We start from the raw sequence: 26,705 nt of genomic DNA on the forward strand, positions 1-26,705 counted from the left end.
GTGTGGCTCACAAGGATTTGGCATCATCATGAAGGATCTTACCCCGCCGGAGAGCATCGGCGTGTCGCTGGTCGACGGCGACAGCGACATCCGCCATGCCCGCCAGATCATGTTGCGCTCGGAACGCTACGACGTCCGGGCCTATGCGACGTGCGCCGCACTGCTGGCCGATCCGCGCTCGCGCGACTACGGATGCATCATCGTCGACACCGACATGCCCCAGGTCGACGGACTCGCGCTTCTGCGGGCGATGCGGGCGAGCGGCTGGCGCGGCAAGGGCATCCTGCTCGACGGCCTGAACAACGACGGCAGCCTCGCGCGCGAGGCGGCCCGGAATGGCGACACGGTGTTCGATCGCAATATCGGCGATCGCCCGCTGGTGGCGGCGATCGCCGCCTCGGTCGATCGCGGCTGGGGCAGCTGGAACGCCGCGGGGTAACCCAGAAATCAAGGCGCACGCGCATCGGCGGCGGCACCCTCGGTGACGACGGTCCGCGCGAGGGCCTGTCCATCCCCCTCACGATCGATCCGGAGCGCCCGCCGGCCTGACGGGCCGCCGCCAGCGCGCCACGACATGCTTGGTCACTTCGGTGACGACGACGGTCGTGGCGGTGGCGCCGAGACAGAACCACAGCGTGGCGACCGACACGGGCGCGGTGCCGACGACGCGCCCGAGCGCCGGCCAGAACATCGCGAGCAGGTGCAGCGAGAGCGCGACACCGACACCCAGCAGCAGCCAGGGGTTGGAGAAGGGCGGCTCGCGCAGGATCGAGCGTCGCTCGCTGCGCATGCACAGCACATAGACGTTCTGGAACAGCACCGTCATCAGCAGCACCGCGTTCTGGATCGCGGCGAGCGGCGCGCCCTGCCGGTGCATGCCGTCGACCAGGATCAGCGCCAGACCGGTCATCACGATCGCGGGCGGGATCATCAGCGCGATCGCGCTGCGGTCGAGGATCGGCTCGTCGGGCCGCCGCGGCGGTCGGCGCAACTCGTCGCCCTCGCCGCGGCCGAACCCCAGCATCACGTCCTGCGCGCCGTTGGTGACCAGGTTGAGCCACAATAACTGCACCGCGGTCAGCGGCATCGGCAGGCCGAGCGCGACCGATCCCAGGAACATGCCGATCTCCGCTATCCCCGTCGCGAGCAGGATGATGACGATCCGGCGGACATTGGCATAGGTGATGCGCCCTTCCTCGACACCCGCCACGATCGACGCGAAATTGTCGTCCGCCAGCACCAGATCGGCCGCGTCGCGCGCCACGTCGGTGCCGCCGACGCCCATCGCGACGCCGATATGCGCGGCGCGCAGCGCGGGCGCGTCGTTGACCCCGTCGCCGGTCACCGCGACCAGCTCGCCGCTCGCCGCCAGGATGCGGACGATCTCCAGCTTCTGCACCGGCTCGATCCGCGCGAAGACCCGCCCGCCCAGTACCAGCGCGGCCAGATCCGCCGGAGCGTCGCTCAGCGCGCTCATCTGTGCGCCGGTGACGACCTGTGCCGCGTCGACGCTGAGGCCCAGGCCGCGCGCGATCGTCAGCGCGGTGCCCGGATGGTCGCCGGTCACCATCCGCACGCCGATCCCGGCGCGCGCGCACGACGCGATGGCGGCGGGAACCTCCGGGCGAACCGGATCGATCAGCCCGATCCAGCCGAGGAAGACGAGCCCGGTCGGATTCATCGCGTCGATCGTCGTCGCACCGTCGGACGCCGCGACCGCGATGATCCGGTAGCCGTCGCCGGCCATCGCACTGGCCGTCGCGATCGCAGCGGCATCGATCGGACCGCACATCGGCCGGACGACCTCGGGTGCGCCCTTGGCGAAGACGTAGCGGCCCTGCCCCTCGTCGATCGCGACCGTGGAGAATTTGTTGGCCGGCTCGTACGGTAGCGCGGGCTGCCGCGCCGCGGTGCGAAGCGCGGGCAGGTCGACGCCGCAATCCGCCGCGAAGCGCAGCAGCGCGACATCGACGGTATCGCCGAGCGGCGCGCCATCCGCCCCGATCGACGCTTCGTTGCACAGTGCGCTTGCCCGCGCGATCGCGGCGAGCACGTCCGTATGCGACGACCAGTCCGACCGGTCGAACGCGGATCCGTCGGCCAGCAGCACACGCTCGACCGAGAGGATGTTCCGCGTCAGCGTGCCGGTCTTGTCGCTGGCGATGATCGTGCACGCGCCCAGGCCCTCGACCGCCGGGAGCGAGCGGACGATGACGTTGCGCGCGGCCATCCGCCGGGTGCCGGCGGCAAGCGCGACGGTGACCGCGATCGACAGCCCTTCGGGGATCGCCGACACCGCCAGGGCGACCGCCAGCAGCAGGATCTGGTCGCCCGGCCGCCCCTGGAGCAGCAGGATCACCGCGAAGGGGATGATCAGGGCGATCGTCGCGATGCTGATCTGGCGGGCGAGGCGGTCGAGCCTGAGGCTGAGCGGCGGTGGCGTCGCCCGGGTCGACCGCATCGATGCGTCGATCGCGCCGAGCGCGGTGTCGGCGCCGGTCGCCACGACGATCCCGACGGCGCGACCCTGGTCGATCATCGTGCCGGCCAGCACCATGGTCGCCCGGTCGGCGGGCGGCGTGTGCTCCGCGACCACCGCGTCCGCGTCCTTCGCGACGGTCCGCGATTCCCCGCTGAAGGTCGATTGATCGACACGCAGCCCGGTGCTCGACGACAGCCGCATGTCGGCCGGCACCGCCATCCCGCTTTCCAGCAGGGCGACATCCCCGACGACGACATCGCGCACGTCCACCACCCCCCGCACCCCGCCGCGCCGGACGGTGGCCGTGTGCCCGATCATGCCGCGCAGGGCATCGAGGCTCGCGGCGGCCCTGCCTTCCTGAAAGGTGCCGATGGCGGCATTGATCACCAGCACGACACCGATGAATGCCGCGTCGGTGCGATGGCCGAGACCGAGCGAAATCGCCGCGGCCGCGATCAGCAGGTAGATCAGCGGGCTGTTGAACTGGCGGACGAACAGCAGCACCGGCGACGGCGTCGGCGAGCGCGCCAGCGCGTTGCGTCCATCGCGCGCCAGTCGTGCGGCGGCATCGCGGGGATGAAGGCCGTCCTCGGTGGTGCCGAGCCGGGCGGCGACGTCGATGGCCGGCATCGCATGCCATGCGACCGGCCCGTTCGCGGCCGCGACGTCGAAAGGACGCTCCACGTTCATGGCGCGCGCGTCGCCGCTGGGTCGGTCGATCGGTTGGTGATCATCGCTACGTCCGATCCGGTGATGACGGCATCGCGGCCCGATGACCGGGAGCGACACGCCGATCCAGCATAGCGGAGGCGCGGGTGCGGCATCACCGTCGGCAACTACGCAGGCCGTCCGGGCGCGCCTCCCCGATCGCGCGCGGCACCCCACGCGTGGTTTTCGGATCGACTCCGTGGCGCTCGGCGCCAGGTCGGGCATTGTCGAGGGTCGGTAGGTACTTCCCGACGCTGGTACCGCTTCACGCGACTTCTACGGTTTCGGACCGTGCAAATCCGAGGAACACCCGATGCAATTCCCCCATTCGATCGTCGCCGTGTTCGACAGTCACGACGAAGCCGATGCGGCCGTGAAGGCCCTGGCGGCGTCGGGCTTCGCGTTTCGCCGCCTGAGCGTCGTCGGCAAGGGCTATCACACGAGCGAGACCGCGACCGGCTTCTACACCAGCGGCGATCGCATCCGCTTTTGGGGATCGCGCGGCGCGCTGTGGGGCAGCCTGTGGGGGCTGTTCATGGGCGGGCTGTATGCGACGGTACCGATGGTCGGGGGCGTCGTGCTGCTCGGCCATCTCGCTGCTGCGGGCGTGTCCGCGATCGAGGGTGCCGTCGCATTCGGCGGCGCCGGTGCGCTCGCGGCCGGTCTCGCGAGCCTCGGTATCCCGGAGGAGAGCATCATCATCTACCAGGCCGAAGTGACCGCCGACGGCTTCCTGGTCATGGCGCACGGCACGGCGGCGGAAATGGAACGCGCCCGCGCGACGCTCGAGACGCTGACACCGCGCCGCATCACCGTGCACGGTGCGAACGTCGATCCGGGTACACCGGCAGAGGACGCACCGGCCCCGGCCGCAGCGGGCGACCGGACAGCCTAAGGGCGGTGGATGGCGCAAGCGACGCGCGTGCGGGGAGCGGCTGCGTCGTCCTGCGCCCCCTCTCGCCTGCGTAATTTCCGACGCTGGTGGCGTGCCCCCGCCCCTGCGACACCCCGGCTACCGGGCATTGGCGAGACCGGCCCCTTGGGAGATATCGTGTGACCTACGCTACGCTGATGGTGCATCTGGATGCGGGCTGTTCCAACGCGGCGCTGCTCGCGACCGCCGCCGTGCAGGCCGAGCGGTTCGGCGCGGGCGTGATCGGGGTCGCCGCAGCGCAGCCCGTGCAGATCGGGACATGCGACGGCTATTATTCCGGAGACTTTGCGGCCGCCGAACGCGGCATCGTCGATGCCGCGCTCGAACGGGCGCAGTCGGAGTTCCGGGACTGCGCCGTGCTCGCGCCCTATGCCCGTGAATGGCGCTCGATCCCCACGCTGGCGCCGATCGCCGATGTCGTCGCCGCCGAGGCGCGATCCGCCGACCTCGTGATCGCCGGGATCGGCAAGCGTAGCGAGACTATCGGCAACACGCATGCGGACATCGGCGACCTCGTCCTGCGGGCAGGCCGGCCCGTGCTCGTCGTCCCCCCGGCCGCCGCACCGGCTGTGTTCGAGACCGTGATGGTCGCGTGGAACGATTCGCGCGAATGCCGCCGCGCAGTCGCCGACGCGCTCCCTTTCCTGAAACGCGCCGACCGTGTCGTCGTCGCGGCCGTGACGGCGGAGATGAGCGAGGCGCATATCGAGGTCGGCCAGGTCGTCGCATGGCTCGAACGACACGGCGTCACCGCGGACCGGCACCTGTCCCCCGCGGGGCGCAGCGTCACCGAGCGGCTTTCGACGATCGCGACCGAACACGACGCCGACCTGATCGTTGCCGGGGCCTATGGCCACAGCCGGATCCGCGAATGGGCATTCGGCGGCGTGACGCGCGACATGCTGCTCGGCGGCAATCGCTGCGCGTTGCTGTCCAACTGAACTCCGGGCGTCGGCGCACCGTGATCGAATGAGGATAGGTAATTCCCGAGGCTGCTTCGCCATTCTGCAGCCGCGTAGGGTCGAGCCTCAGATATCCTGAAGCAGGCTCGCCGCCTCGACCTCGGGGTCGCGGCGCCGTCCCAACACGTTGGAATTCACCGATGGACGCGATCGTAGCACGACGGCCCGAGGGTTTGAGCGACGCCGAGCTGAACGGGCTCGACGCCTATTGGCGCGCCTCCAACTATGTCTCGGTCGGGCAGCTCTATCTCTACGACAATCCGCTGCTGCGCGAGCCGCTGACCCTTGCGCATGTGAAGCCGCTGGTGGTCGGCCACTGGGGCACGAGCCCGGGCCAGAATTTCATCTACACGCATCTCAACCGCGCGATCGTCGCGCACGACCTGACCATGCTCTATGTCGCGGGACCGGGGCATGGCGGCCCGGCGATCGTCGGCCAGACCTATCTCGAGGGCTCGTACAGCGAGGTCTACCCGAATGTCGGCCAGGACGTCGCCGGCCTCAAGACGCTGTTCAAGCAATTCTCGTTCCCGGGCGGTATTTCCAGCCACGTCGCGCCGTCGACGCCGGGATCGATCCACGAGGGCGGCGAGCTCGGCTATTCGCTGGCGCACGCGTTCGGCGCGGTGTTCGACAATCCCGACCTGATCGTCGCCTGCGTGGTCGGCGACGGCGAGGCCGAGACCGGGCCACTGGCGACCGCCTGGCATTCGAACAAGTTCCTCGATCCCGTGGGCGACGGAGTCGTCCTGCCCATACTCCACCTCAACGGCTACAAGATCAGCAGTCCGACCGTGCTGGCGCGGATCCCGCACGACGAACTGGAACAGTTCTTCCGGGGGTGCGGGTGGGACCCGATCTTCGTCGAGGGCAGCGATCCGATGCCGATGCACCGGCAGATGGCCGCCGCGACCGACCAGGCGATCGCCCGGATCCACGCCATCCAGGCCGAGGCCCGCGGCAGCGGCCTCGACCGGCGCCCCGCCTGGCCGATGATCGTGCTGCGGTCGCCAAAGGGCTGGACCGGGCCGAAGACCGTCGACGGACGGCCGGTCGAAGGCACGTTCCGCTCGCATCAGGTACCCTTGATCGTCGACGCCGCGCACCCCGGAAACGTCGCGCTGCTCGAAGACTGGATGAAGAGCTATCGCCCCGACGAGCTGTTCGACGAGAGCGGACGGCTGATCCCGGACCTCGCCGCGCTCGCACCCAGGGGCGACAGGCGGATGGGATCGAACCCGCACGCCAATGGCGGTACGTTGCTGCGCGACCTGCGCATGCCCGACTTCCGCGACCATGCGGTCACGATCGACGCGCCGGGATCATGCGAGGCGCAGGACATGCGCGTGCTCGGCTATTTCCTGCGCGACGTCGTCAGCCTCAATCAGGCGACGCGCAATTTCCGGATCTTCGGGCCCGACGAGACGCTGTCGAACATGCTCAGCGGCGTGTTCGACGTCACCGACCGCCAATGGGACGCAGAGACCGTGGCGGGCGACGAATCGCTCGCCCGGTCGGGACGCGTGCTCGACGGCATGCTCAGCGAGCACCAGTGCCAGGGCTGGCTCGAAGGCTATCTGCTGACCGGTCGGCACGGCGTGTTCGACAGCTACGAGGCGTTCATCCGCATCGTCGATTCGATGGTCAGCCAGCATGCGAAATGGCTGAAGGTCACGGCCGAGTTGCCGTGGCGGCGCGACATCGCCTCGCTCAACTACCTCCTGTCGTCGCATGTCTGGCAACAGGACCATAACGGTTTCACGCACCAGGACCCCGGCTTCCTCGACCATGTGATCACCAAGAAGGCCGATATCGTCCGCGCCTATCTGCCGCCGGATGCCAATTGCCTGTTGTCGGTGGTCGATCACTGCCTGCGCAGCCGGCATTATGTGAACGTCGTGATCGCCGGCAAACACGCGCTGCCGCAATGGCTGACGATGGACCAGGCGATCGCGCACTGCACGCAAGGGATCGGCATCTGGCAATGGGCGAGCAACGACCAGGACGGCGAACCCGATCTGGTCATGGGCTGCTGCGGCGATACGCCGACGCTGGAAGTGCTGGCCGCGGTCTCGATCCTGCGCGAGCACCTGCCCGAACTCCGCGTGCGCGTGGTCAACGTCGTCGACCTGATGCGGCTCCAGCCCTGCGCCGAGCATCCGCATGGCCTGAGCGACGCCGACTATGACTCGCTGTTCACCCGCGACGCGCCGATCGTCTTCGCGTTCCACGGCTATCCCGGGCTCGTGCAGCGGCTGACCTATCACCGCGCCAATCGCAACCTGCGCGTGCGCGGCTATCAGGAGGAAGGGACGATCACGACGCCGTTCGACATGCGCGTGCAGAACGGGATCGATCGCTTCCATCTGGTCCAGGACGCGATCGACGCACTGCCCGCGCTCGGCAGCCGGGGCGCCTATCTCAAGCAGCAGATGCGCGACGCGCTGGTCGAGCATGATCGCTACATCGCGGCGCATGGCGAAGACCTGCCCGAGATCCGCGGCTGGACATGGGGTGCGGTCGCGTGAGATCGCATCGCCTGGTTGCCCGGGGCGCGCGTCGCAGGCCGTGACGACGACCGGCAACCCCGCCGATCCGGGCACGGTCGTGCTGGTCCTCAACAGCGGGTCCTCGTCGCTGAAGATCGGGCTGTACGCGGTCGGCGCCCGCGACGTCTCGGAGCTTCTCGCGGACGACCTCGAGACCGTCGCCAAGGACAACCCCTTCGCGCGGATCGATCGCCTGATCGCCGAGACCGCACTGCCCGCGCCGGCCGTGATCGGCCACCGCATCGTCCATGGTGGTCCGGCGCTGACCGACCATTGCCTCATCGATCCCGTCGTGCTGCGGCATCTCGAGGCGGCAGCGATATTCGCGCCGCTCCACGATCCCGCCTCGCTGGCGCTGATCCACCAGGCCATCGCGCATTATCCGACGTTGCCGCAGATCGCCTGTTTCGACACCGCGTTCCACGCGAGCCTGCCGCCAATCGCGTACACGCTGCCGATCCCGCGCACGCTGCGGCGCGACGGCGTGCGTCGTTACGGCTTTCACGGGCTGTCGTGCGAATCCGCAGTGGCGGCACTGGGACCCGATCTGCCGGAGCGCGTGATCCTCGCCCATCTCGGCAACGGCGCGAGCATCACCGCGATCCTCGGCGGGCGATCGATCGATACGAGCATGGGACTGACGCCGTCGGGCGGGATGATCATGGGGACGCGGAGCGGCGACCTCGACCCGGGCGTCCTGCTGTTCCTGATGCGCGAGAAGGCGCTGGATGCGACGGCGCTCGAGCAGCTGATCGACCAGCATTCCGGACTCTCGGGTATCTCCGGCAGCACCAGCGACATGCGCGTGCTCGCGGGGAAGGCGGACGGGGACGCGGACGCGCGACTTGCCATCGACATGTTCTGCTATTCGGCGAGCAAGCAGATTGCCGGCATGATCGCCGCGCTGGGGGGGATCGACCTGCTCGTCTTCACCGGCGGCATCGGCGAACATGATGCGCACGTGCGAACCGCGATCTGCGCGCGCCTGGCATGGGTGGGCGACCTTGCGGTCCGCGTGGTGCCTGCCAGGGAAAACGCGCAGATCGCCCGCCACTGTGCCGCCATCCTGGCGCGAGAGGGCGCGTAGCGCCGAACGAACGATGTGCAGCGGGATCGGGTACGTGTTTCCCGATGCCAGACGATCGGCGCCCTGCCCCCTAATCCGGTGCTCGATCGCACGCCGCCCCCGGCAGCGAGCCGGGAATTCACCATGGACCCAGACGATGCGGAGCTTCGATACGTGCAGCGGCGCATGGCGCAGTCGCTGCGGATGGCGCGCGCTGCCGCCGACTGTTGCGCGCGCAAGGTCCATCAAGACCTGGCGGTCCGATATCGCAGGCGCGCGGAAGTCCTGGTCCAGACGCGCCGCGCGCGGGCTGCGAAGCCGGTCCAGGCCGGACGACCGCGCACCGCCCTGGCGTCGAGGCCCGGTGGCCGGGTGGCGGCCGCGACAATGCCGGCACCGGCACGGCCGACGCGGTGAGCGTTCGGTATCTCGCGATACTGCTCACGCTTGGTTGCACCACGGCCGCGGTCGGGCAGGCCGCGCCCGCGACGGTCGATGGGCGGATCGAGCACCTCAAGCCGGGCGAGTTCCTGTGGGCGCCGCAGATCGCGCCCGCCGGTCCCGTCACCGTGATCGTCAGCCTCAAGACGCAGCGCGCCTATGCGTATCGCAACGGCGTTCCGATCGGGGTCTCGACGATCTCGAGCGGTACGCCCGACCATGCGACCCCGACCGGCGTCTTCACGGTGCTGCAGAAGGACGTCGACCATGTCTCGAACGTCTATGCCGACGCGCCGATGCCGTTCATGCAGCGGCTGACCTGGGGCGGGATCGCGATGCACGCCGGCAATCTTCCCGGATACCCGGCATCGCACGGCTGCATTCGTCTGCCCCGCGCCTTCGCCGCGCTGCTCTATCGGATAACCCGCCTGGGCATGACCGTCGTCATCACCGACGATGCCGCGGTGCCGGTCGCGGTCCCGACCCCGCCGCTCCTGTCCGGCGCCGCCGAGCCGAGCGCGACCCCATTCGTCTGGCGCCCCGATCGCGCCCGGACGGGGCCCGTGTCGATCGTCGTGAGCGGCCGCGATCGGCGACTGATCGTTCTGCGCAACGGCGTCGAGATCGGGTCGAGCGCGATCGCGATCGACGGCCCGGTAACGGCGACCGAGGCCTTCACGCTGGGACGCAAGGATGCTGGCGGCGCTCACTGGCTGCGGCTTCCGCTACCCGGACAGGCGCCGGACGCGGGCACCGAGCTCTCGCCCGAGGAGGCAGCGAAGGGCCATCTTCCCCCCGGCTTCGGAGAGCTGCTGGACTCGGTGCTCACGCCCGGCACCACCCTGCTGGTCACCCGCGACACGCTGAAGGATTCCGGCACCGGCGCGCCCGTGACGGTGATCGCGCCGGATGGCCCGTGAGGCGGCGGTTCGCCTGCCCCGCCTGATGAGCCGCATCGCGCTAGCTGGGGGCGAGTGCATGCCGGGCTTGCGTACAGGCGCCGACCGGTGAACCGCCTGGCCACGCGCGTACGGGTCTTCGCGGGGGTCGCATCCTGGGTCGCGGGGTTCGTCGATGCCGTCGGATTTCTCGCGCTCGGCGGCTTCTTCGTGTCGTTCATGAGCGGCAACACCACGCGGATGGGCGTCGGTTTGGCGGACCACGGGCAGGACGGGCTGGTCGCCGCCGGGTTGATCGGCTGTTTCGTCCTCGGCGTGGTCCTAGGATCCACGATCAGTCGGATCTCGGGCGATCGACGCCGCACCTGGGTTTTGCTCGTCGTGGCCGCTTTGCTCAGCGCGTCGGTCGCGTTGCACGCCGGTGGCGGGCGCAGCGTCGCGTTCATCGCGATGGCGCTGGCGATGGGTGCGGAAAATGCCGTCTTCGAACGCGACGGCGAAACGCAGATCGGGCTGACCTATATGACCGGCACGCTCGTGAAGCTCGGCCAGCGACTGGCAGGCGCGGCCGCGGGGGGCGAGCGCTGGGCGTGGCTACCCTATCTTGCGCAGTGGCTGAGCCTGGCAACCGGAGCGGTATGCGGGGCGCTGCTCTACCCCTGGGTCGGCATGGCCGCGCTGGCGGTGCCGATCATGGTGGTGCTGGCACTCGCCATCGCCGCGCTACGGCTCGATCATGGTAGATCGGCCCCGGCGCTCTCCTCAAGGGGAGCGCGTGATCCCGCCACGACTCCCCCGCCTCCCGTCCATCGCACCAAAAAGGAAACCGTCATGGCCAAGACAATGCAGGCTGCCGTCGTCACGGCTTTCGGACAGCCGCTGGTCCTCCGGGACCTGGCGATCCCCACGCCCGGTCCCGGCCAGATCCTGGTCAAGACCGAGGCATGCGGCGTGTGCCACACCGACCTCCACGCCGCCCGGGGCGACTGGCCGGTCAAGCCCAACCCGCCCTTCATTCCCGGGCACGAGGCGATCGGCATCGTCGTTGCATGCGGCGCGGGCGTGACCACGGTCCGGGACGGCGACCGGGTCGGCGTGCTGTGGCTCTATTCCGCCTGCGGCCACTGCGAATATTGCCTGTCCGCCTGGGAGACCGTGTGTGCCGAGGCCGAGTTCGGAGGCTATACGCGGAATGGCGGCTTCGCCGACTACCTGCTCGCCGATCCGGAGTATGTCGCGCATATCCCGCAGGGCCTGACCGCCCATGAGGCGGCGCCGCTGATCTGTGCCGGGGTCACCACCTACAAGGGGATCAAGGAAACCCAGGCCCGGCCGGGCGAATGGGTCGCGATCTCGGGATGTGGCGGCCTCGGCCATCTGGCGATCCAATATGCCAAGGCGATGGGCCTCAACGTGGCCGGGATCGACATCGACGACGGCAAGCTCGCGCACGCTACGAGGCTCGGTGCCGACCTCGTCATCAATGCGAAGACCCAGGATCCGGCAGCGGTGCTCAAGGCGGAAACCGGCGGCGGTGCGCACGGCGTGCTGATCACGGCACCCTCGCTCGCCGCGTTCAAACAGGGCGTCGCGATGACCCGCAAGCGCGGCACCTGCGTACTCGTCGGCCTGCCGCCGGGCGAGTTCCCCGTCCCGCTGTTCGACGTCGTCGCCAATTGCATCACGGTGCGCGGATCGTTCGTCGGCACGCGCAAGGACATGGCCGAATGCCTCCAGTTCGCTGCCGACGGAAAGGTGAAGGCGGACATCGAGTTGCAGCCCTTGTCCGCCATCAACACGGTGTTCGATCGCCTCGAGCACGGCGACGTGCCGTCGCGTGTCGTGCTCGATTTCTCGTAGATGCGCGGGGGTTGATCGGCGGGGATCAGACGGCGTTTGGTCCGCGGGGGATGCAGGATTCGCCGACCTGGCTCGGGACCAAGCTTCCGCTGCCGGGCGCTATCGCGAATGGCAGAGCTGGCGGTCGTCGCGTTTCCTCTGGTTCGCGACGCGCGGCGTTAGGCCAGCATCAATGCCGGGAGCCCAAACGACCTCTTGCGGCTTCTCACGTTTCAGGTGTTCTCTGCGCGGCGGACCGCTGACGGCACACCTGTCGCTACATCGGACAAGACCATAGGCGGACGCCAAGAAGCCCCCCGACTTCCGTCATTCATTCTCGAACCCGACATGAGCGGGTCGAGCCGCTGCGCCCTGTTCCTGCAGTGCCATTCTCTGCTATCGCACTTGGCAATGCGTAGGCTCCTGCCCTTCCTTGCCTGTCTGATGCTCGTCCTGACCGCCTGGGTCGGGGTGGCGCATGCGGCTGAGATCGGGGGGTGCATCGAGACCAGCCAGTACGGGGCCGCGTCGCATGTCGATGGCGACGGCGACCAGGTCGCGGGCGATGCCGACAAGGGCTATCCGCACCATCACGGCAGCTGCCATGCCCATCATATGAGCGCGCCGGATGCCGACACGCTGTCCGGCATGACCGGCCCGGCCGGCTCCACGCTTGTGTCCTTCGACGACGCCGCACTCGTCGGCCGCGATGCCGACGCCGCGCTGAGACCGCCACAGGCCTGACACGTCGATCGGGTGCGCCGTGCGCGCCCTCGTCCCCGTCGTCAGGAGCATTCCCATGCATCGAATCGTCGCGGCCGTCATGGCCGCAGGGGTCTGCGCATCGTCGCTGCAGGCCCAGACCCGTCCGCCGGCCTTGGACCCGGTCCTAACGCTCGCCGACGCGCTGGCCCGCGCGGGCGCCGCCTCGCCCTTCCAGGATGCGGCATCCGCAGGCGTCCGGGCCGCCGAAGCGCAACGCCGCGTCGCCGGGCTTCGCCCGAACCCGTCGATCATTGCCGAGGCCGAGAACGTCGCCGGAACCGGCATCTACCAAGGGCTGCGCTCGTCGGAAACCACCGTCGGGTTAGCCCTGCCGCTCGAACGCGGGGGCAAGCGCGGCGCCCGGATCGCGGTCGCCGATGCACAGATCGGCCGCGCCGGTCTCCAGGGCGACATAGCACGCGCCGACCTCCGCCTGCGCGTCACGCAGACCTATGTCATCGCCCTCGCCGCGCAGCGCCGTCTCGGCATCGCCCGCGACCAGCGCGGCATCGCTGCCGAGGTCCTGCGCGTCGCCAGCGTACGGGTGCGGGCCGGTCGAGCCTCTCCGCTCGAGGAACAGCGCGCCGATGTCGCGCGCGTGGCCGCCGATGGCGCCTTGGAGCGCGCCGAACGGTCGGCGGCCGTCGCCTCGGCGAACCTCGCCCGACTGCTCGGCATAGCCGTCGGAGTGCTCGACGACGCGTGGTTCCAGCGCGTGGATATCGTCCGCGAGTCCCCGGCGCCCGGCGCGACGGGCACGCTGACCGCAGCCGCCGCCCGCGCCGATCTCGACACCGCCACCGCACAGGTCCGCCTCGCGCGCAGCCAGCGCGTGCCGGACCTCACGCTCAGTGCCAGCGCGCGCAGGCTTGAACAGACTAACGACGTCGCGGCGGTCTTCGGCGTCTCGATCCCGCTCACCGTTTTCAACGGTGGCCGTTCGGCCGTCGCCGTGGCCGACGCCCAGGGCGATCAGTCGGACGCGCTGCGGCGCGTGGCGCTGCTCGACGCCGAACAGGATATCGCCGGCGCGCAGGCCGATGCGGCGAACGCCGCTACGACGGCGCGCAACGCCGCCGGCCCTGCCCTCGCCGCTGCGCAGGAGGCGGCCCGGATCGCGCGGATCGGCTACCGCGAAGGCAAGTTCGGCCAGCTCGACCTGCTCGACGCCGAACGGACGCTGCTCGAGACCCGGACGGCGGCGATCGATGCGCTCGCCGCCTATCACGACGCACAGGCCCGTCTCGAGCGGCTCACCGCCGCCGCGCCCTCGCCCAAGGACACCGATCGATGAACAGCGCAATCCTGCGGGCGATCGCGCCCGTCATCATGGCCCTCGCCGTCGCAGGCTGCGGCCGCTCGCCCGAGCAGGAGAGCAACGCCGGCGCGCAAGCGAACGATGACAAGGACAGGCGCGCAGGCGATCCCGCCGTCGCCAGTCTGTCGGTCCAGCAGATCGCCGATGCCGGCATCGAGGTGACCCGCCCGACGGTGGGGGGCGTGGCCGGCGCGATCGAGCTGCCGGCGACGATCGAGGGCGATCCGCAGCGCGTGCAGGTCGTATCCGCCCCGATCGGCGGCCGACTGGTCTCGCTCACCCGCAATCTCGGCCAGTCGATTGGGCGTGGCCAGACGCTGGCGATCATCGAAAGCCGCGAGGCGGCGGCGCTCAACGCCGAAGTGGAAGCGGCCGGTGCGCGGTCCGCGCTCGCCCGGTCGAACCTGCGGCGCGAACAGCGCCTGTTCGCCGAACGCGTATCGCCCGAACAGGATCTCGTCGCAGCCCGCACCGCCGCGACCGAGGCCGGCATCGCGCTACGTCTCGCGCGGCAGCAGCTGTCGGCGACCGGTGGCGGCGGCGGTGCGCTCAACCGCATCGCGGTGCGCTCACCGATTGCCGGCCAGGTGATCGCGCGGTCCGCGACGCTCGGCCAGCAGATCGCCGCCGACGCCGAGCTGTTCCGCGTCGCCAACCTCGGCACGGTGTCGGTGACGATGTCGCTTGTCCCCGCGGACGCGGGACGCGTGAAGCCCGGCACGCGCGTCGAGGTGACATCCGTAGGCCGCCGCCAGGACGGACGCGTCACCTTCGTCTCGCCGATTCTCGACGAGACCACGCGTCTGGTTCCCGTGATCGCGACGATCGACAATGCGGGCGGCACGTGGCGCGTCGGCGAGACGGTCGGCGTGTCGGTCCTGCTCCCGGCCAGCGGCGACCGCAGCGTCGCGGTGCCCTCCGCCGCCGTGCAGATGATCGGCGACCGGCCGCACGTGTTCGTCCGTACCGCGACCGGCTTCCGGGCCGTACCGGTGACGCTTGGCCGCACCAATGGCGGTGCGGTGACTGTCACCGCCGGTCTCACCGGCGACGAGCGCATCGCCTCGACCAATTCGTTCACGCTCAAGGCCGAACTCGGCAAGAGCGCCGCGAAGGACGAGGACTAGGCCATGCTGTCCCGCATCGTAACGCTCGCCGTCGAGAAGCGCTGGCTCGTCCTCCTCCTGACGCTCGCCGCGGCGCTTGCCGGGGTCTTCGCGATCCAGCGGCTGCCAGTCGACGCCGTCCCCGACATCACCAACAACCAGGTGCAGATCAACGTCGTCGCGCCCGCTTTGTCGCCCGACCAGATCGAGAAGCAGGTCGCGTTCACGGTCGAGACCGCGCTCGCCGGCATTCCCGGTCTCGAATATAGCCGCTCGCTCAGCCGCAACGGGTTCGCGCAGGTCACCGCCGTGTTCGACGAGAAGACCGACATCTATTTCGCGCGCGCGCAGGTGGCGGAACGGCTGCGGACCGCCGAGGCCGATCTGCCCGACGGCGTGACGCCCGAGATGGGGCCGATCGCCACCGGCCTCGGCGACATCTTCATGTGGACGGTCGAATATCGCGAGCTCGACCAGGTCAACCACCGAAACGGCGAGCCCGGCCTGCAGAAGGACGGCAGCTACATCACCCCCGAGGGCGACCATCTCGTCTCCGAACCCGACAAGGCGACCTATCTGCGCACCGTGCAGGACTGGATCGTCACGCCGCAGCTCAAGAGCAGCGCGGGCCTCGCCGGCGTCGACAGCCTGGGCGGCTATACCAAGCAATATCTCGTCGTCCCTGACATCCAGCGGATGGCGGCGATGACAATCACGCTGCAGGACCTCGCCACCGCGCTCGAGCGCAACAACACGAGCGCCGGCGCAGGAATCGTCGACCGCAACGGCGAAGGTCTCGCGGTCCGCGCCGACGGCCGCGTCCGCAACGCCGACGAACTCGCCCGCACCGTCGTCGCGACGCGCGAGAGCGTGCCGATCCTGCTCAACCAGATCGCCACCGTCCGCACCGGCCAGGCACTGCGCATGGGGTCGGCGTCGGAGAACGGTCACGAAGTCGTCGTCGGCACCGCGGTGATGCGGATCGGCGAGAACAGCCGCACCGTCTCGACCGGCGTGGGCAAGCGGCTGGAGGAGATCGGCCGTGCGCTCCCCGTCGACGTCGTCGCGAAACCCGTGCTCAACCGCACCGAGCTGGTGAATTCGACGATCGCGACCGTCGGCCGCAATCTCGCCGAAGGGGCGGTGCTGGTCATCGTCGTTCTGTTCGTGCTGCTCGGCAATTTCCGCGCCGCGCTAATCGCCGCGCTGGTGATCCCGGTCACGATGCTGCTCACCGGCATCGGCATGCTGAAGGCGGGCGTGTCTGCGAACCTGATGAGTCTGGGCGCACTCGACTTCGGCCTGATCGTCGACGGCGCCGTCATCATCGTCGAGAATGCGCTGCGTCGCCTCGGCGAGGCACAGCATGGCAGTGACGGACCGCTGCCGCTTCGCGACAGGCTGGACCTGGTCGCTGCATCGGCACGCGAGATGATCCGGCCGTCGGTCTATGGCCAGGCGATCATCATCCTCGTCTACGCCCCGCTGCTGACCTTCACCGGCGTCGAGGGCAAGATGTTCGAACCGATGGCGCTGACCGTCATCATCGCGCTCGTCTTCGCCTTCATCCTGTCGATGACGTTCGTCCCCGCGGCCATCGCGATCTGGCTGAGCAAACCGGTCGACGAGACGGAGAGCCGCATCGTCGGCTGGTTACGCCGCCGCTACGCGCCGGGGCTCGGCAAGGCGATGCGCCGCCCGGGCCTGACGCTCGGGATCGCGGTCGGCGCGCTCGCCATCGCCGGCGTCGCCTTCACTACGCTCGGCCAGGAGTTCCTTCCGCAGCTCGACGAAGGCAACATCCTCGTCCAGGCGGTCCGCATCCCCGGCACCTCGGTCGACCAGAGCCAGGCGATGCAGTTCCAGGTCGAGAAGATGCTCGCACGCCAGCCCGAGGTCCGCTTCGCCTTCTCGCGCACCGGCACGTCCGAGATCGCGAGCGATCCGATGCCGCCCAACGCGACCGACACCTTCGTCATCCTGAAGCCGAGGGCCGAATGGCCCGACCCGGGCCTCGCCAAGGAGGCGCTGGTCGACCGGATTGAGACGCGGCTCTCGACGCTGCCCGGCAATGCGTACGAGATTACCCAGCCGATCCAGATGCGCTTCAACGAACTGATCGCGGGCGTGCGCGGCGACATCGCGGTCAAGGTGTTTGGTGACGACTTCGGGGGCATGAACGCCGCCGCCGAGCGCATCGCCAATGTCCTGCGCGGCACGCGCGGCGCGGTCGACGTGCGCGTCGAACAGACGGAAGGGCTGCCAATGCTCGACATCCGGCCGAACCGCATGGCGATGTCGCGGATCGGCGTCACTGCGGGGGACGTGCAGGATACGGTTGCGGCAGCGATCGGCGGGCGCGAGGCCGGGCTGATTTTCGAAGGCGACCGCCGCTTCCCTGTCGTAATCCGCCTGTCCGAGGCGTCGCGTTCCGACCTGACGCAGGTGGCGCAGGTGCCGGTGCCGACCTCGGCGGGCGGGTTCGTGCCGCTGTCGACCGTCGCCGACATCGCGGTCGTCGACGGCCCCAACCAGATCAGCCGCGAGAACGGCAAGCGACGCGTGGTCGTCCAGGCGAACGTCCGCGACCGCGACGTCGCCGGCGTCGTGGCCGACGCGCGCGCCGCGATCGACGCGCAGGTGAAGATGCCGCCGGCCACCTATGTCGAATGGGGCGGCCAGTTCGAGAACCTCGCCTCGGCACGCGACCGGCTGCTGCTCGTCGTGCCGGTCTGTTTCGCGGTCATCATGCTGCTGCTGTACGGCGCGCTCGGATCGGTCCGCGACGCGGTGATCGTCTTCACGGGCGTGCCGCTCGCGCTGGTCGGCGGCGTGCTCGCACTGGTGCTGCGCGGCATGCCCTTCTCGGTCTCAGCGGCGGTCGGCTTCATCGCGCTGTCGGGGATCGCGGTGCTCAACGGGCTGGTCATGGTGTCGTCGATCCACGACCTGATGGCCAATGGCATGGAAAGGGTCCGCGCCGCGCACGACGGCGCGCTCGCCCGGTTGCGCCCCGTGGCGATGACCGCGCTCGTCGCCAGCCTCGGCTTCGTCCCGATGGCGCTCGGCCACGGGGCCGGCGCCGAAGTGCAGAAGCCGCTTGCGACCGTCGTCATCGGCGGGCTCATCTCGGCGACGCTGCTGACGCTCTTCGTCCTCCCGACGCTCTACGCGCGGTTCGGCGACGGCGGCGTTCTACTTTCGGTCAATCTGCGCCGTCGAGGATCCGTCCAATGAGGGGAACGGCGAATGTCAGTGCACGTGCGAAGGCACAGCGCGATCCCGAATGATTCCCTCGGGTGGTTTTCCACCCGACAATCCGCGCGGCGGTGGGCCATCCTAGTCTAAGATTGCAGCGGCTCCTCAAGGTGCGCACGCGCGAACATCGTTCGTGCAACGCTGAAAAGCTCGATCATGCGATATTCGAGAACGTAAGCGCGGATTCACGTCCCGGAAGGAGTGACTAGGGCTGTGATTTCCAGATGGCTCCAGTTGCAGCATGGAGTAGCGTACCTTCATCCGGGTGGATCTGCCTGCGCGGGCCTTCCGCACGCTAGCCGACGGTATGCCACCAGATGCTGCATGAAGCAGCCGTCGTCATGTACGCGCACGTGGTGGAATCGGCCTTCGAACAGCGCCTCGAAACAGCGCGTCGGCGGACTCATCATGCGATGAAGACCGCCGGTGTCTCGATAGATCCAGTGGTTCGACTGCCCGGCACGGCGAGAGCGAAATCCGGTCGTCTTGGCGAAGCTGGAGCTGTCGAACGTGTCGATCGCTTCGATCGGCAGCACTTCGATATAGATCGATCCGTCAGGCCTGAGCGCCGAGACCGCCTTGGTAAGGAGCGTGGCGATCTGCGACCAGTCGGCCAGATAGCAATAGGCCCCCCAGAACACGGTAATCAGATCGAAGGCGTCAGGCGTCGGTTCGAAGGTGCGCAGATCATCACAAACGAAGGTGGCATGAGGCGCGGCAATGCGCGCCTTGGCTAGCTGCGATGCGCTTGCATCCACGCCGGTCATCTGCGCCCGCCCCGCCAGGTGAGCAAAATGCCAAGCCTGTCCACAGGCCAGATCGAGCCAACGGGTCTGCGGGCCGCGGTCCAGCAAGAAGTCGAGTATTCTCAGATTGGCCGCGTGCTTGGCAGGCCATGGATCGATGTAGAGCGCGGCATAGGTATCGCAGTAACCCCGCGAATAAATCTCGCTGACTGCCGTCATGGCCAATACTCTGCAGATGCAGTGGCACCATGGCGAACGGGTTTGAGATAAACATAGGGGGCGTTTTCACCGGCACGCATCCTGACGCCAAGAAACGCGATTTCGGCTGTCTGTGCAGCGGCGGCATGCGCAACGTTGTCAGCAAAGCCTGAAGAGATCGCGCAGAACTGATCAAGCGTGGCTAGGCACCCTTGCGCATCCAGCCCGAGGCAGTGGTTGCACAGATCAAGCTTGCTACCGCGCCCGTCACCTGTGACGGCAAACGTGCTGCAAAAGGTCAACGCACCCGCCGAGGCGCGGCTTAGTGCTCCCTCATGGCTTCCGAACCGCCAGAGCGGCAGATCGAAACCGATCTCGCGCGGAATGCTCTGCATGCCGACGGGCGGCTTCCAATAAATGTTCACCGAAAGATTGCCGGTCCGTGACCCCTGCATGCTGTACGCCTGCACGGTGCAGACCGCGTGAATCGCTGTGACCGCCGCGCGATGCTGGTCGATGTTGGCTTCCGCGATCAGCCGCTCGGCCTGTTCATCGGGGCTGCGGCTGCGTGCTGTGACATAGATGGCCACCCCTGCACGGCTTGGATCCGCAGCGAGCCAGATATCGCCGCTGCGGCGTTCGGACACCTGTTCGAACGAGGGTGCGAGCATGGCCATGAACCGGCGGCAGCGATCGGCTGCACGGGCGCTGCACCGACTCTGAAGCTGGGCAAAGGCGGCAAGATTGGAGCCCTGCCGGTCAACTTCGTCGCGGCCCAGACGAAACGGATCGACGATCAATCGTACGCTGCGATGTCCGTCGCCCGTGTCGGCAATAGCGATCTGGAACGGCGTGCCATCATTGTTGAGGGTCGAATGCCATAACGTCGGATCATCGTCCGGCCTGACTTGCCGAAACAGCGCATGGACACCACGAGCCGCAGGCACCGTGGCCTCGACATGGTGCAGCAAGTTCAGGTGATCGTCCATGTAGCGATCCCGCTCTCGTCGAGGTGGAGGAAGAACAACATCCCGGTCAGCGCCGCGAGCCCGAGATTGCGCAGCGCCACGGCTGGACCCGATGTGTGGCCGGCAAGCAGCGGACTGCACTGACACCGGAAGGGCCGCTTCAGTAGCGCTAGGCGCAGCGACAGCGCGGCAAAGATCAACAGTAGCGCAATCGCGCCTGCAGACCCGATCCTAATGCCCAACCGGCTCCACGCGATAAGTAGGATCCCGCCGATTGTGATCTCCGCCGTTAAAAGGCCGTTGCTTACCAAGCGGACCAGAAGCGGATTGTGTATCCCGTGGTGGCGCACCATCCGCTCTAGGCTTGATCGCCGCATCGCCTTGGAAACGCCTGCGCTCAGGAAGATCATGCCGATAAGGACTTTCAACCCGACCGCCAGCCACCACACGCCATGGGCTATCAGGGGGTCCCGCATGATCGGCCGACGTCAGGGAATCTGCACCAGGATCGCCGATCCGAGCGACCCGTTCGCGCCATTGGCGCCGGTATCGCCGGGAGCTCCTGGATTGCCCTGAGCCGCCGCGTTGCCGGTGCCGCCGCGCCGGCCACCCTGCCCCGGCGAACCGCCGGGACCGCCTGCGCCACCGGTACCCCCCTGGCCGCCGCCCATCACCGCCGTATAGCTCGGTATCGGAACCCCGGTCTGGTAGCGGATCACGACGGTGCCACCGTTTCCGCCCTTACCGCCGTTTCCGCCGCGGCCGCCCGTCGCTCCATCGCCGCCGCGCCCCCCATTCTCGTCCGACTCGCAGCCCTGACCGTTTCCGCCATTGCCGCCGCTGCCACCGGCTCCGCCCGGGCCGCCCATGCCGCCGTTGCCGCCGCCGCCGCCCGACCCTTCCACGTTGAAGCCGGTCAGGAATTCGGAAACGGAGATGGTCAGCGAACCGCCGTCCTGCCCGGCAAAGCCGTTCGTCCCGTTCGACCCCGGCGAGCCGTTGTTGCCTGGGCCACCACCCGTGCCGGCATCGTCGCCGTCCCAGTGGCATGCGGCATTCTGCCCTTGTCCGCCCGAGCCGCCTTGCTGGCCACCCGTGCCGTTGGTTCCGTTGGCACCCGGCGTGCCGTTGAGGAGGATATTAAAAGACATGGCAATCTCCTGAAATCGGTCGCTCAAAGTCCTTTGAAGCTGGCTGCGTGCACGGTGGAATGAGTGCCGGACTTGAATTTTATGCGCCCGGTTTTCTCGACGGTGATGTGATGGGCAAACAACGCCGCGGACTGGACATTCAGCGTCGCACCCTTGCCCACATGGATGTTCTTGAACAGAAAGATCTGGATCTTGATACCGGCGGTCTTGATCCACTTGTCGACCGCTTCGATCTGTCTCCGATCGATACGCTTGCTGTCACCGAAGACATATTCCGCGCTGATGTCGTACAGGCGTTTGGTGGTTGCCACGTCTTGCGCCGCGGCCCCGGCCAACACCAGCGGCGGAATGCGCTGCGACAAGGGCACGCGGTCTCCCAGCGTAGGGCGGATTGGTGTTTGCGGCCTTGCCTGGGGGTCGGTTTCCTCCACGGCGTCGTCGGGAATGCCCATGACCTGCTTGACGCGCCGAATCGAATCGAGCGTCATGCGGTCCAGATAACTCTTGAAACGGTCGTTGCGCGGATCGAGGTCTATCGTTGTTCCGGCCTCGACGTTGAGGTCTTCGAGATTCCCGTCATGCACTAGCCCGATAGACTTCAGTCTTTCGGCGATAGACAATTCTGGCATTGCTTTTCTCCTGCGCTGAAAGTGCAAAGACGTTCTCCAGCGTGGCATAGCCGCGCAGGATAGCGCCAGTTACCGAGCGTCGGGCATAACAATCCACCCACCATAACAGATGATGGTAGCCCAGACTGCAGAGCCGTGCTTGTTGACACACCCTATATATTGATGGCGCTCTCATCGAGTCGCTCACAATAGTGTTGTGTGACTGATCAATTCGGGAGTCAAATCATACTGAAGCAAATACCAGCCTGATTGATCCGTAATCGACTATCAATGTGGGCTACCCGATCAGCCTCGACTGTAACGGATTTGTTTTGTTTGGATTTAGTCAGTTAATGCGATCTAAATCGCGCCAAGTGACGTCTGCTGGACTTGAAAGCGGAATACGTGGAGAGGCCTCAGGTACACCATCAACGCTGGCTAGCCAGGGCAGCGCAACGTCTTGATGTGCTCTGGCAGATGCTATGACAGCTTCCGGAAAGAGGGTCACAGACCGAAGGGTTGGGACGGGATCGCGAAGCGGACGGACTGTTTCAGCGTTGGAACTTATGCAGATTTGGTCAGGACGGGATGGTCGGGATCGCGGCCCTGAACGACTAGCGCAAGCAGAGAGCCGCCGACTTCGCAGCGGCGCTGACCCGGTTCCGGACGTACGGCGACAGTTTCGTTTCTACCAATCTCGGCCTTCCGATCATCAATAGGCCTTTACCCTTCAGACTAGCCAATCCGCCGTGATCTCGCCCCTATGCCCCTCCGGCGCCAGCGCGGCGCGCAGCGCTTCCAGCAGGGGCGGTAGCGCCTGGGTGAAGGCGAAGGGTGGGTTGACGATGTAAAGGCCTGCACCGTTGTAGATGTCGGGCTGATCGCTGTCGTACAACCAGTGCTCGATCTGCAGCAATTTGGGTATGCCGAGCCTGCGCAACTGGTCCTTCCACCGCTCGTGCGTGGTGCGCTCTTTCAGCGGGTACCAGATCACCGTCACGCCGTGCGCCCATTTGCGGTGCGCGGCGGCGAGGGTTGCCGTGATGCGGGCGCGCTCATCGGGCTGTTCGTACGGCGGGTCGACGACCACGACGCCGCGCGCGGTTCGCGGCGGCACCATCGCCAGCCATAGCTCGTAGGCGTCGCGCTCGTGCACGGCAGCGGCGGTGCCGCGCATCACGCCGCGAAGCGTATAGGCGTCATCGGGGTGTTTTTCGTTCAAGACGAGCACATCCTGCGGGCGCAGAAGCTGCGCCAGGACCCGCGGCGAACCGGGGTAGAGGCGTGGCTGGACGTCGACATTCACCGCCTCCACGACGGCGCGATAGTCTGCCAGCAAGGGGTTCGGGTCGGCAAAGGCCCTGAGCACGCCCTGCGTGGCCTCGCCGGTCCGTCGGGCCGCCTCACCGTCGAGATCGTACAGCCCGCAGCCGGCGTGCGTGTCGATCAGGGTCAGCGCGCCCGGCTTTTGCTGCAAGGCCCGCACCAGCGCGATCAGCAGGCTGTGCTTCACGACGTCGGCGCTGTTGCCCGCATGGAAGGAATGGCGATAATTCATTGCGGCTCAAAACCCTGACGATCTGTCGTCATCCGTGCCGCCCGCCGCGGTTGCGACGCGCGAGGCGACGGATGGGACGAATCCGGTGCTCGTATAAAGCCGGGCGGCAACCTTCAACGCACTTCTTCGCAAGGTCCCGAACCGCGCGCGCGGTCGCGCGCCACCGTGACCGCAGCCGCCGCCCGCGTCGATCCGGGACGACTATGGGCGGCGTCGCGACCTAGAACGAGTAGCGGGCACCGAGGAAGAACTGGCGGCCGCTGTGCGTCAGCACGTTGAGCCGGTTGGTCTCGTCCACGAACTGGTCGTTGACCTGGTCGGTCAGGTTCACGGCCTCGAGGCTCAGCTTCAACGAGTCGGTGACGTTATACGACATCTGCGCGTCGAAATTGGTCGTGCTGTTGGTGCCGTTATACGCGTTGCCCTCGGTACCCGGGACCGCGGTCAGGTATTTCGAGCGATAGGCGACCGAGCCGCGGATCGAGAATTTCTCGGTCTCGAAGTAGAGCGTGCCGTTGGCGGCATGCTTCGACAGCCCGATCAGCGGTTCGGTGACGGTCGCGGCGCTCGTCGCGGAGATCAGGTAATCGATGTCGGACTTCACATAGGTGTAGTTGGCGAGCACGCCGAAGTTCGACAGGATGCCGGGCAGGAAGCTGAAGGGCTGCTGGATGTTGACCTCGAACCCCTGCAACCGGCCGCCGCTCGAATTGACCGGCTGGCTGACGATGAAGACGTCGGTCGGCGACGCGGTGGTGCCCGTCAGCAGCGATGCGGGCAGCCCCAGCGCGCTGAACGGCACCCCGGTGCTGAGCGTCTGGACGAAGCTGCCGATGTCCTTGCGGAACGCCGACACCGCATAGATCGCGCCGCGCGTCGGATACCATTCGATCGACGCGTCGTAGTTGGTCGACGCGGTCGGCTTGAGGTCGGGGTTGCCGCTGCTGAAGCTGCGGTTGCCACCCGACACGTTGAGGCTGCCGCCCGGCGTGATCGACGAGATGCCGGCGCGCGCCAGCGTCTTGGCCGACGCGAGGCGGACGAGCAGCTTGTCGGTGACGTCCATCACCAGATTGCCCGACGGCAGCCAGCGATGATAGCTGCGATCCGCCGCGACGAGGTTGATCGCCGCGCCCTGGCTCGCATAGCCGGTCGAATATTGGTCGGTCTTGACGTAGCGGACGCCGAGGTCGCCGCGGACCGGCACGCCCAGGTCGGCGAAGTTGAACTCGCCCATCCCCCAGCCGCCCAGATCGTCCTCGCGCACGGTGATGAACGATCCGCGTGCGGTCGCGTTCTCGATGCCGCCGGTCGCATAGAGCGGGTTGCTGTAGATACCGTAGAGGCTGGCGAACTTGGCCAGGTCCGGGACGACGAACGCTGTGGGAGTGCCGCCGGGGACGTCGAGTCCCTTGCCGAAGCCGGAGAACAATGTCGTCGCCGCTGCGACCTGCGCCGGGGTCAGTGTGGTGACCACGGTCTCCCCCGACAGGCGACGCTGCTCGGTCGAGCTGTATTCGAACCGCCGCCAGTCGGCGCCCGCCTTCAGCTTGAGCGCCGGCGAGACCGTCCATTCGACGAAGCCCTTGGCGTTGGTGAAACTGTTGTCGACCGTCTGCGGGCGGATCCGCACCTCGGACGTGCCGTTGACGAAGCCGAAGCTCGCCGGGTTGCTGACGTCGACGCCGGGCCTGATCAGCGGGAACCGCGTCGTGAAATCGTACTGGAAATTGTTTGTGTTGGCCGCGTCGAGCGTGACGGTGGTCTGTACCGGGTTGCTGAACTTCGAGTCCGCATAGCCGACGACGCCGCCGAACTTGATGCTGTCGCCGATCTTCTGGTCGAGCGTGGCCGTAACCTGGTAGAAATCGGTCGTCAGCTCGTCGTAGCGCGCCTGCGTGCGCAGATCGACGCCGTCGAAGGTGCCGCTGATGATGTTGTTGTCGCCGTCGACCACGCCGGTGCGGATCGTCGTCTGCGGCTTGCCGGTGCCCGAGCGGCTGAAGCTGATCGCCTGCAGCTGCGACTCCTTCCGCGTGCCGTCGAGCCGCGAATAGAGCGCATCGATCGAGAGCAGGGTCTTGGAGGTCGGCTGGAACTGCACCGACCCGGCGGCGCCGAGGCGCTTCTGGAAGATGTCGTAGCTGACCAGCCCGGGGATGCGCGGGTGGTAGAGCGCGGTCTCGGGATTGGCGTCGTTGATCTGTGCGAGCGTCTTGCCGGGCAGCGTCGAGGCGGCGTTGAACCCGCCGTTGAACCCGCCATAGGTCCAGCGCGTGATGTTCGCGCCCTCTTCGCGGACGCTGCGCTCCTCGTACGCGACCGAGAGCAGCACGCCGAACGTCTTTTCCGGGTTGGACGCGGTGATGAGGCCGGAGAATTTGGGCGTCGCGCGCTTGCGCAGGTCGTTGTAGCTCGCCTGGGCGGACACCACCGCCGTGGGTTTGCGGTAATCGAACGGCCGCGCGATCTGCAGGTCGACGGTGCCGCCGAGCGACCCTTCCTCGACGTCGGCGGTCGCGGTCTTGCGGACCGCAAGGCTATTGAAGAGGTCCGACGAGAAGATGTTGAAGTCGAACCCGCGACCGCGGTTCACGCCGCCCGAATTGTCGGTGCCGCCGGTGGTGCCGATCGCTTCCATGCCGTTGATGCGGACGCGGGTATATTCGGGGCCTAGCCCGCGGACCGCGATGCTGCGGCCTTCGCCGTTGACGCGGGTGATCGCGACGCCGGGAATGCGCTGCAGCGACTCCGCGAGGTTGAGGTCGGGGAATTCGGCGATGTCCTCCGCCTTGATCACGTCGACCGCGGCCGTCTGGTTGCGCTTGATCCCGAGCGCGCTGGTCAGGCTCGCGCGAAAGCCCGTAACGACGATGTCGGGCGCGGAGGCGTCGGCCGCGGCCGCGTCGATCGTCCCGGGAGCGCCGGCGACCGGCTGTTCGGGCGGCAGCGCGGGCGATGCCGGCGGCGTATCGGTGTCGGTGGTGTCGCCGGGCGCGCGAGCGTCCTTCTGCGCGTTGGTCTCGGGCGCCGCCTGCGCGTGGGCGACCGACACGATCAGCATCGATGCGGATAGCGCACTGCCGATAGCGAGCACGGACTTGAAACGATGAATGCCGGTCATGGCGATCAGACTCCCCTCGGGGCGG

20 protein-coding genes and 1 pseudogene are annotated in these 26,705 nt (G+C 67.8%); 13 read left to right on the top strand and 8 right to left on the bottom strand.

The annotated features are described in order from the left end of the window. Nucleotides 1-28 precede the first annotated feature (28 nt). On the top strand, nt 29-439 hold the full coding sequence (locus FSB78_RS14230) for a response regulator (protein WP_158638011.1): 411 nt from the start codon (nt 29-31) through the stop codon (nt 437-439). Between the two features lie 78 nt (nt 440-517). Here FSB78_RS14230 and FSB78_RS14235 read toward each other — a convergent pair whose 3' ends face one another. Beyond that, the gene (locus FSB78_RS14235; RefSeq protein WP_158638012.1) at nt 518-3,172 is read right to left on the bottom strand and encodes a cation-translocating P-type ATPase; all 2,655 of its coding nucleotides are present in this window, start codon (nt 3,170-3,172) and stop codon (nt 518-520) included. A gap of 331 nt (nt 3,173-3,503) precedes the next feature. Between FSB78_RS14235 and FSB78_RS14240 the strand changes: the two genes are divergently transcribed. The 12 genes and pseudogenes from FSB78_RS14240 to FSB78_RS14290 all read left to right on the top strand — a co-directional run bounded on the left by FSB78_RS14240 (nt 3,504) and on the right by FSB78_RS14290 (nt 18,306). Then, complete coding sequence (locus tag FSB78_RS14240; protein ID WP_199743184.1) at nt 3,504-4,085, top strand: general stress protein; 582 nt, start codon at nt 3,504-3,506, stop codon at nt 4,083-4,085. Nucleotides 4,086-4,243: 158 nt separating this feature from the next. Beyond that, complete coding sequence (locus FSB78_RS14245; RefSeq protein WP_199743185.1) at nt 4,244-5,065, top strand: universal stress protein; 822 nt, start codon at nt 4,244-4,246, stop codon at nt 5,063-5,065. Between the two features lie 161 nt (nt 5,066-5,226). Next, entirely contained in the window at nt 5,227-7,614 is a 2,388-nt protein-coding gene (locus FSB78_RS14250; protein ID WP_147083261.1) for a phosphoketolase family protein, read from the top strand. Between the two features lie 40 nt (nt 7,615-7,654). Further along, nucleotides 7,655-8,722: an acetate/propionate family kinase gene (locus FSB78_RS14255; RefSeq protein ID WP_242008305.1), complete on the top strand. Its 1,068-nt coding sequence runs from the start codon at nt 7,655-7,657 to the stop codon at nt 8,720-8,722. Nucleotides 8,723-8,845: 123 nt separating this feature from the next. Continuing rightward, nucleotides 8,846-9,118, top strand: a complete 273-nt coding sequence (locus FSB78_RS14260; RefSeq protein ID WP_147083263.1) for a hypothetical protein — start codon at nt 8,846-8,848, stop codon at nt 9,116-9,118. After that, nucleotides 9,115-10,062, top strand: coding sequence for a L,D-transpeptidase (locus tag FSB78_RS14265; protein WP_242008307.1), 948 nt, complete (start codon nt 9,115-9,117; stop codon nt 10,060-10,062). Before FSB78_RS14260 ends, FSB78_RS14265 begins: the two co-directional genes overlap by 4 nt. 87 nt (nt 10,063-10,149) lie before the next feature. Then, nucleotides 10,150-10,746 (top strand): annotated as a pseudogene (locus FSB78_RS19300) (YoaK family protein); the annotation flags it as partial. Between the two features lie 126 nt (nt 10,747-10,872). After that, nucleotides 10,873-11,901, top strand: coding sequence for a zinc-dependent alcohol dehydrogenase (locus FSB78_RS19305; RefSeq protein ID WP_199743290.1), 1,029 nt, complete (start codon nt 10,873-10,875; stop codon nt 11,899-11,901). Between the two features lie 390 nt (nt 11,902-12,291). Next, nucleotides 12,292-12,624: a hypothetical protein gene (locus FSB78_RS14275; protein ID WP_147083265.1), complete on the top strand. Its 333-nt coding sequence runs from the start codon at nt 12,292-12,294 to the stop codon at nt 12,622-12,624. Nucleotides 12,625-12,679: 55 nt separating this feature from the next. Then, nucleotides 12,680-13,939, top strand: coding sequence for a TolC family protein (locus FSB78_RS14280; protein WP_147083266.1), 1,260 nt, complete (start codon nt 12,680-12,682; stop codon nt 13,937-13,939). After that, nucleotides 13,936-15,090, top strand: a complete 1,155-nt coding sequence (locus tag FSB78_RS14285) for an efflux RND transporter periplasmic adaptor subunit (RefSeq protein WP_147083267.1) — start codon at nt 13,936-13,938, stop codon at nt 15,088-15,090. The genes FSB78_RS14280 and FSB78_RS14285 overlap by 4 nt, the downstream gene beginning before the upstream one ends. A 3-nt stretch (nt 15,091-15,093) precedes the next feature. After that, nucleotides 15,094-18,306, top strand: a complete 3,213-nt coding sequence (locus FSB78_RS14290) for an efflux RND transporter permease subunit (protein ID WP_147083268.1) — start codon at nt 15,094-15,096, stop codon at nt 18,304-18,306. 278 nt (nt 18,307-18,584) lie between these two features. Here the strand turns inward: FSB78_RS14290 and FSB78_RS14295 are convergent, their stop codons facing one another. From FSB78_RS14295 to FSB78_RS14325, 7 genes are all read right to left on the bottom strand, one after another. Further along, the gene (locus FSB78_RS14295; RefSeq protein ID WP_147083269.1) at nt 18,585-19,292 is read right to left on the bottom strand and encodes a class I SAM-dependent methyltransferase; all 708 of its coding nucleotides are present in this window, start codon (nt 19,290-19,292) and stop codon (nt 18,585-18,587) included. Continuing rightward, a complete protein-coding gene (locus FSB78_RS14300; RefSeq protein ID WP_147083270.1) occupies nt 19,289-20,260 on the bottom strand; it encodes a hypothetical protein in 972 nt (323 codons plus the stop codon). Before FSB78_RS14300 ends, FSB78_RS14295 begins: the two co-directional genes overlap by 4 nt. Then, nucleotides 20,245-20,688 carry a MauE/DoxX family redox-associated membrane protein gene (locus tag FSB78_RS14305; RefSeq protein WP_147083271.1) on the bottom strand — a complete coding sequence of 148 codons (444 nt, stop codon included), beginning with the start codon at nt 20,686-20,688 and terminating at the stop codon, nt 20,245-20,247. Before FSB78_RS14305 ends, FSB78_RS14300 begins: the two co-directional genes overlap by 16 nt. Before the next feature lie 39 nt (nt 20,689-20,727). After that, nucleotides 20,728-21,390, bottom strand: a complete 663-nt coding sequence (locus FSB78_RS19670; protein WP_158638015.1) for a hypothetical protein — start codon at nt 21,388-21,390, stop codon at nt 20,728-20,730. A 23-nt stretch (nt 21,391-21,413) separates the two neighbouring features. Next, the gene (locus tag FSB78_RS14315; RefSeq protein WP_147083273.1) at nt 21,414-22,019 is read right to left on the bottom strand and encodes a hypothetical protein; all 606 of its coding nucleotides are present in this window, start codon (nt 22,017-22,019) and stop codon (nt 21,414-21,416) included. A 709-nt stretch (nt 22,020-22,728) separates the two neighbouring features. After that, nucleotides 22,729-23,556 (bottom strand): 23S rRNA (adenine(2030)-N(6))-methyltransferase RlmJ, encoded by an 828-nt coding sequence (locus tag FSB78_RS14320; RefSeq protein ID WP_147083274.1) that lies wholly within the window; start codon nt 23,554-23,556, stop codon nt 22,729-22,731. Nucleotides 23,557-23,776: 220 nt separating this feature from the next. Next, nucleotides 23,777-26,680, bottom strand: coding sequence for a TonB-dependent receptor (locus FSB78_RS14325; protein ID WP_242008309.1), 2,904 nt, complete (start codon nt 26,678-26,680; stop codon nt 23,777-23,779). Nucleotides 26,681-26,705 lie beyond the last annotated feature (25 nt).

The organism is Sphingomonas ginsenosidivorax (assembly GCF_007995065.1).
Classification (GTDB): domain Bacteria; phylum Pseudomonadota; class Alphaproteobacteria; order Sphingomonadales; family Sphingomonadaceae; genus Sphingomonas; species Sphingomonas ginsenosidivorax.

Coding starts and splice junctions, on each gene's coding strand:
- FSB78_RS14230 (WP_158638011.1), top strand. CDS start 29: ATGAAGGATCTTACCCCGCCGGAGAGCATCGGCGTGTCGCTGGTCGAC.
- FSB78_RS14235 (WP_158638012.1), bottom strand. CDS start 3,172: ATGAACGTGGAGCGTCCTTTCGACGTCGCGGCCGCGAACGGGCCGGTC.
- FSB78_RS14240 (WP_199743184.1), top strand. CDS start 3,504: ATGCAATTCCCCCATTCGATCGTCGCCGTGTTCGACAGTCACGACGAA.
- FSB78_RS14250 (WP_147083261.1), top strand. CDS start 5,227: ATGGACGCGATCGTAGCACGACGGCCCGAGGGTTTGAGCGACGCCGAG.
- FSB78_RS14260 (WP_147083263.1), top strand. CDS start 8,846: ATGGACCCAGACGATGCGGAGCTTCGATACGTGCAGCGGCGCATGGCG.
- FSB78_RS19305 (WP_199743290.1), top strand. CDS start 10,873: ATGGCCAAGACAATGCAGGCTGCCGTCGTCACGGCTTTCGGACAGCCG.
- FSB78_RS14275 (WP_147083265.1), top strand. CDS start 12,292: ATGCGTAGGCTCCTGCCCTTCCTTGCCTGTCTGATGCTCGTCCTGACC.
- FSB78_RS14280 (WP_147083266.1), top strand. CDS start 12,680: ATGCATCGAATCGTCGCGGCCGTCATGGCCGCAGGGGTCTGCGCATCG.
- FSB78_RS14285 (WP_147083267.1), top strand. CDS start 13,936: ATGAACAGCGCAATCCTGCGGGCGATCGCGCCCGTCATCATGGCCCTC.
- FSB78_RS14290 (WP_147083268.1), top strand. CDS start 15,094: ATGCTGTCCCGCATCGTAACGCTCGCCGTCGAGAAGCGCTGGCTCGTC.
- FSB78_RS14295 (WP_147083269.1), bottom strand. CDS start 19,292: ATGACGGCAGTCAGCGAGATTTATTCGCGGGGTTACTGCGATACCTAT.
- FSB78_RS14300 (WP_147083270.1), bottom strand. CDS start 20,260: ATGGACGATCACCTGAACTTGCTGCACCATGTCGAGGCCACGGTGCCT.
- FSB78_RS19670 (WP_158638015.1), bottom strand. CDS start 21,390: ATGTCTTTTAATATCCTCCTCAACGGCACGCCGGGTGCCAACGGAACC.
- FSB78_RS14315 (WP_147083273.1), bottom strand. CDS start 22,019: ATGCCAGAATTGTCTATCGCCGAAAGACTGAAGTCTATCGGGCTAGTG.
- FSB78_RS14320 (WP_147083274.1), bottom strand. CDS start 23,556: ATGAATTATCGCCATTCCTTCCATGCGGGCAACAGCGCCGACGTCGTG.
- FSB78_RS14325 (WP_242008309.1), bottom strand. CDS start 26,680: ATGACCGGCATTCATCGTTTCAAGTCCGTGCTCGCTATCGGCAGTGCG.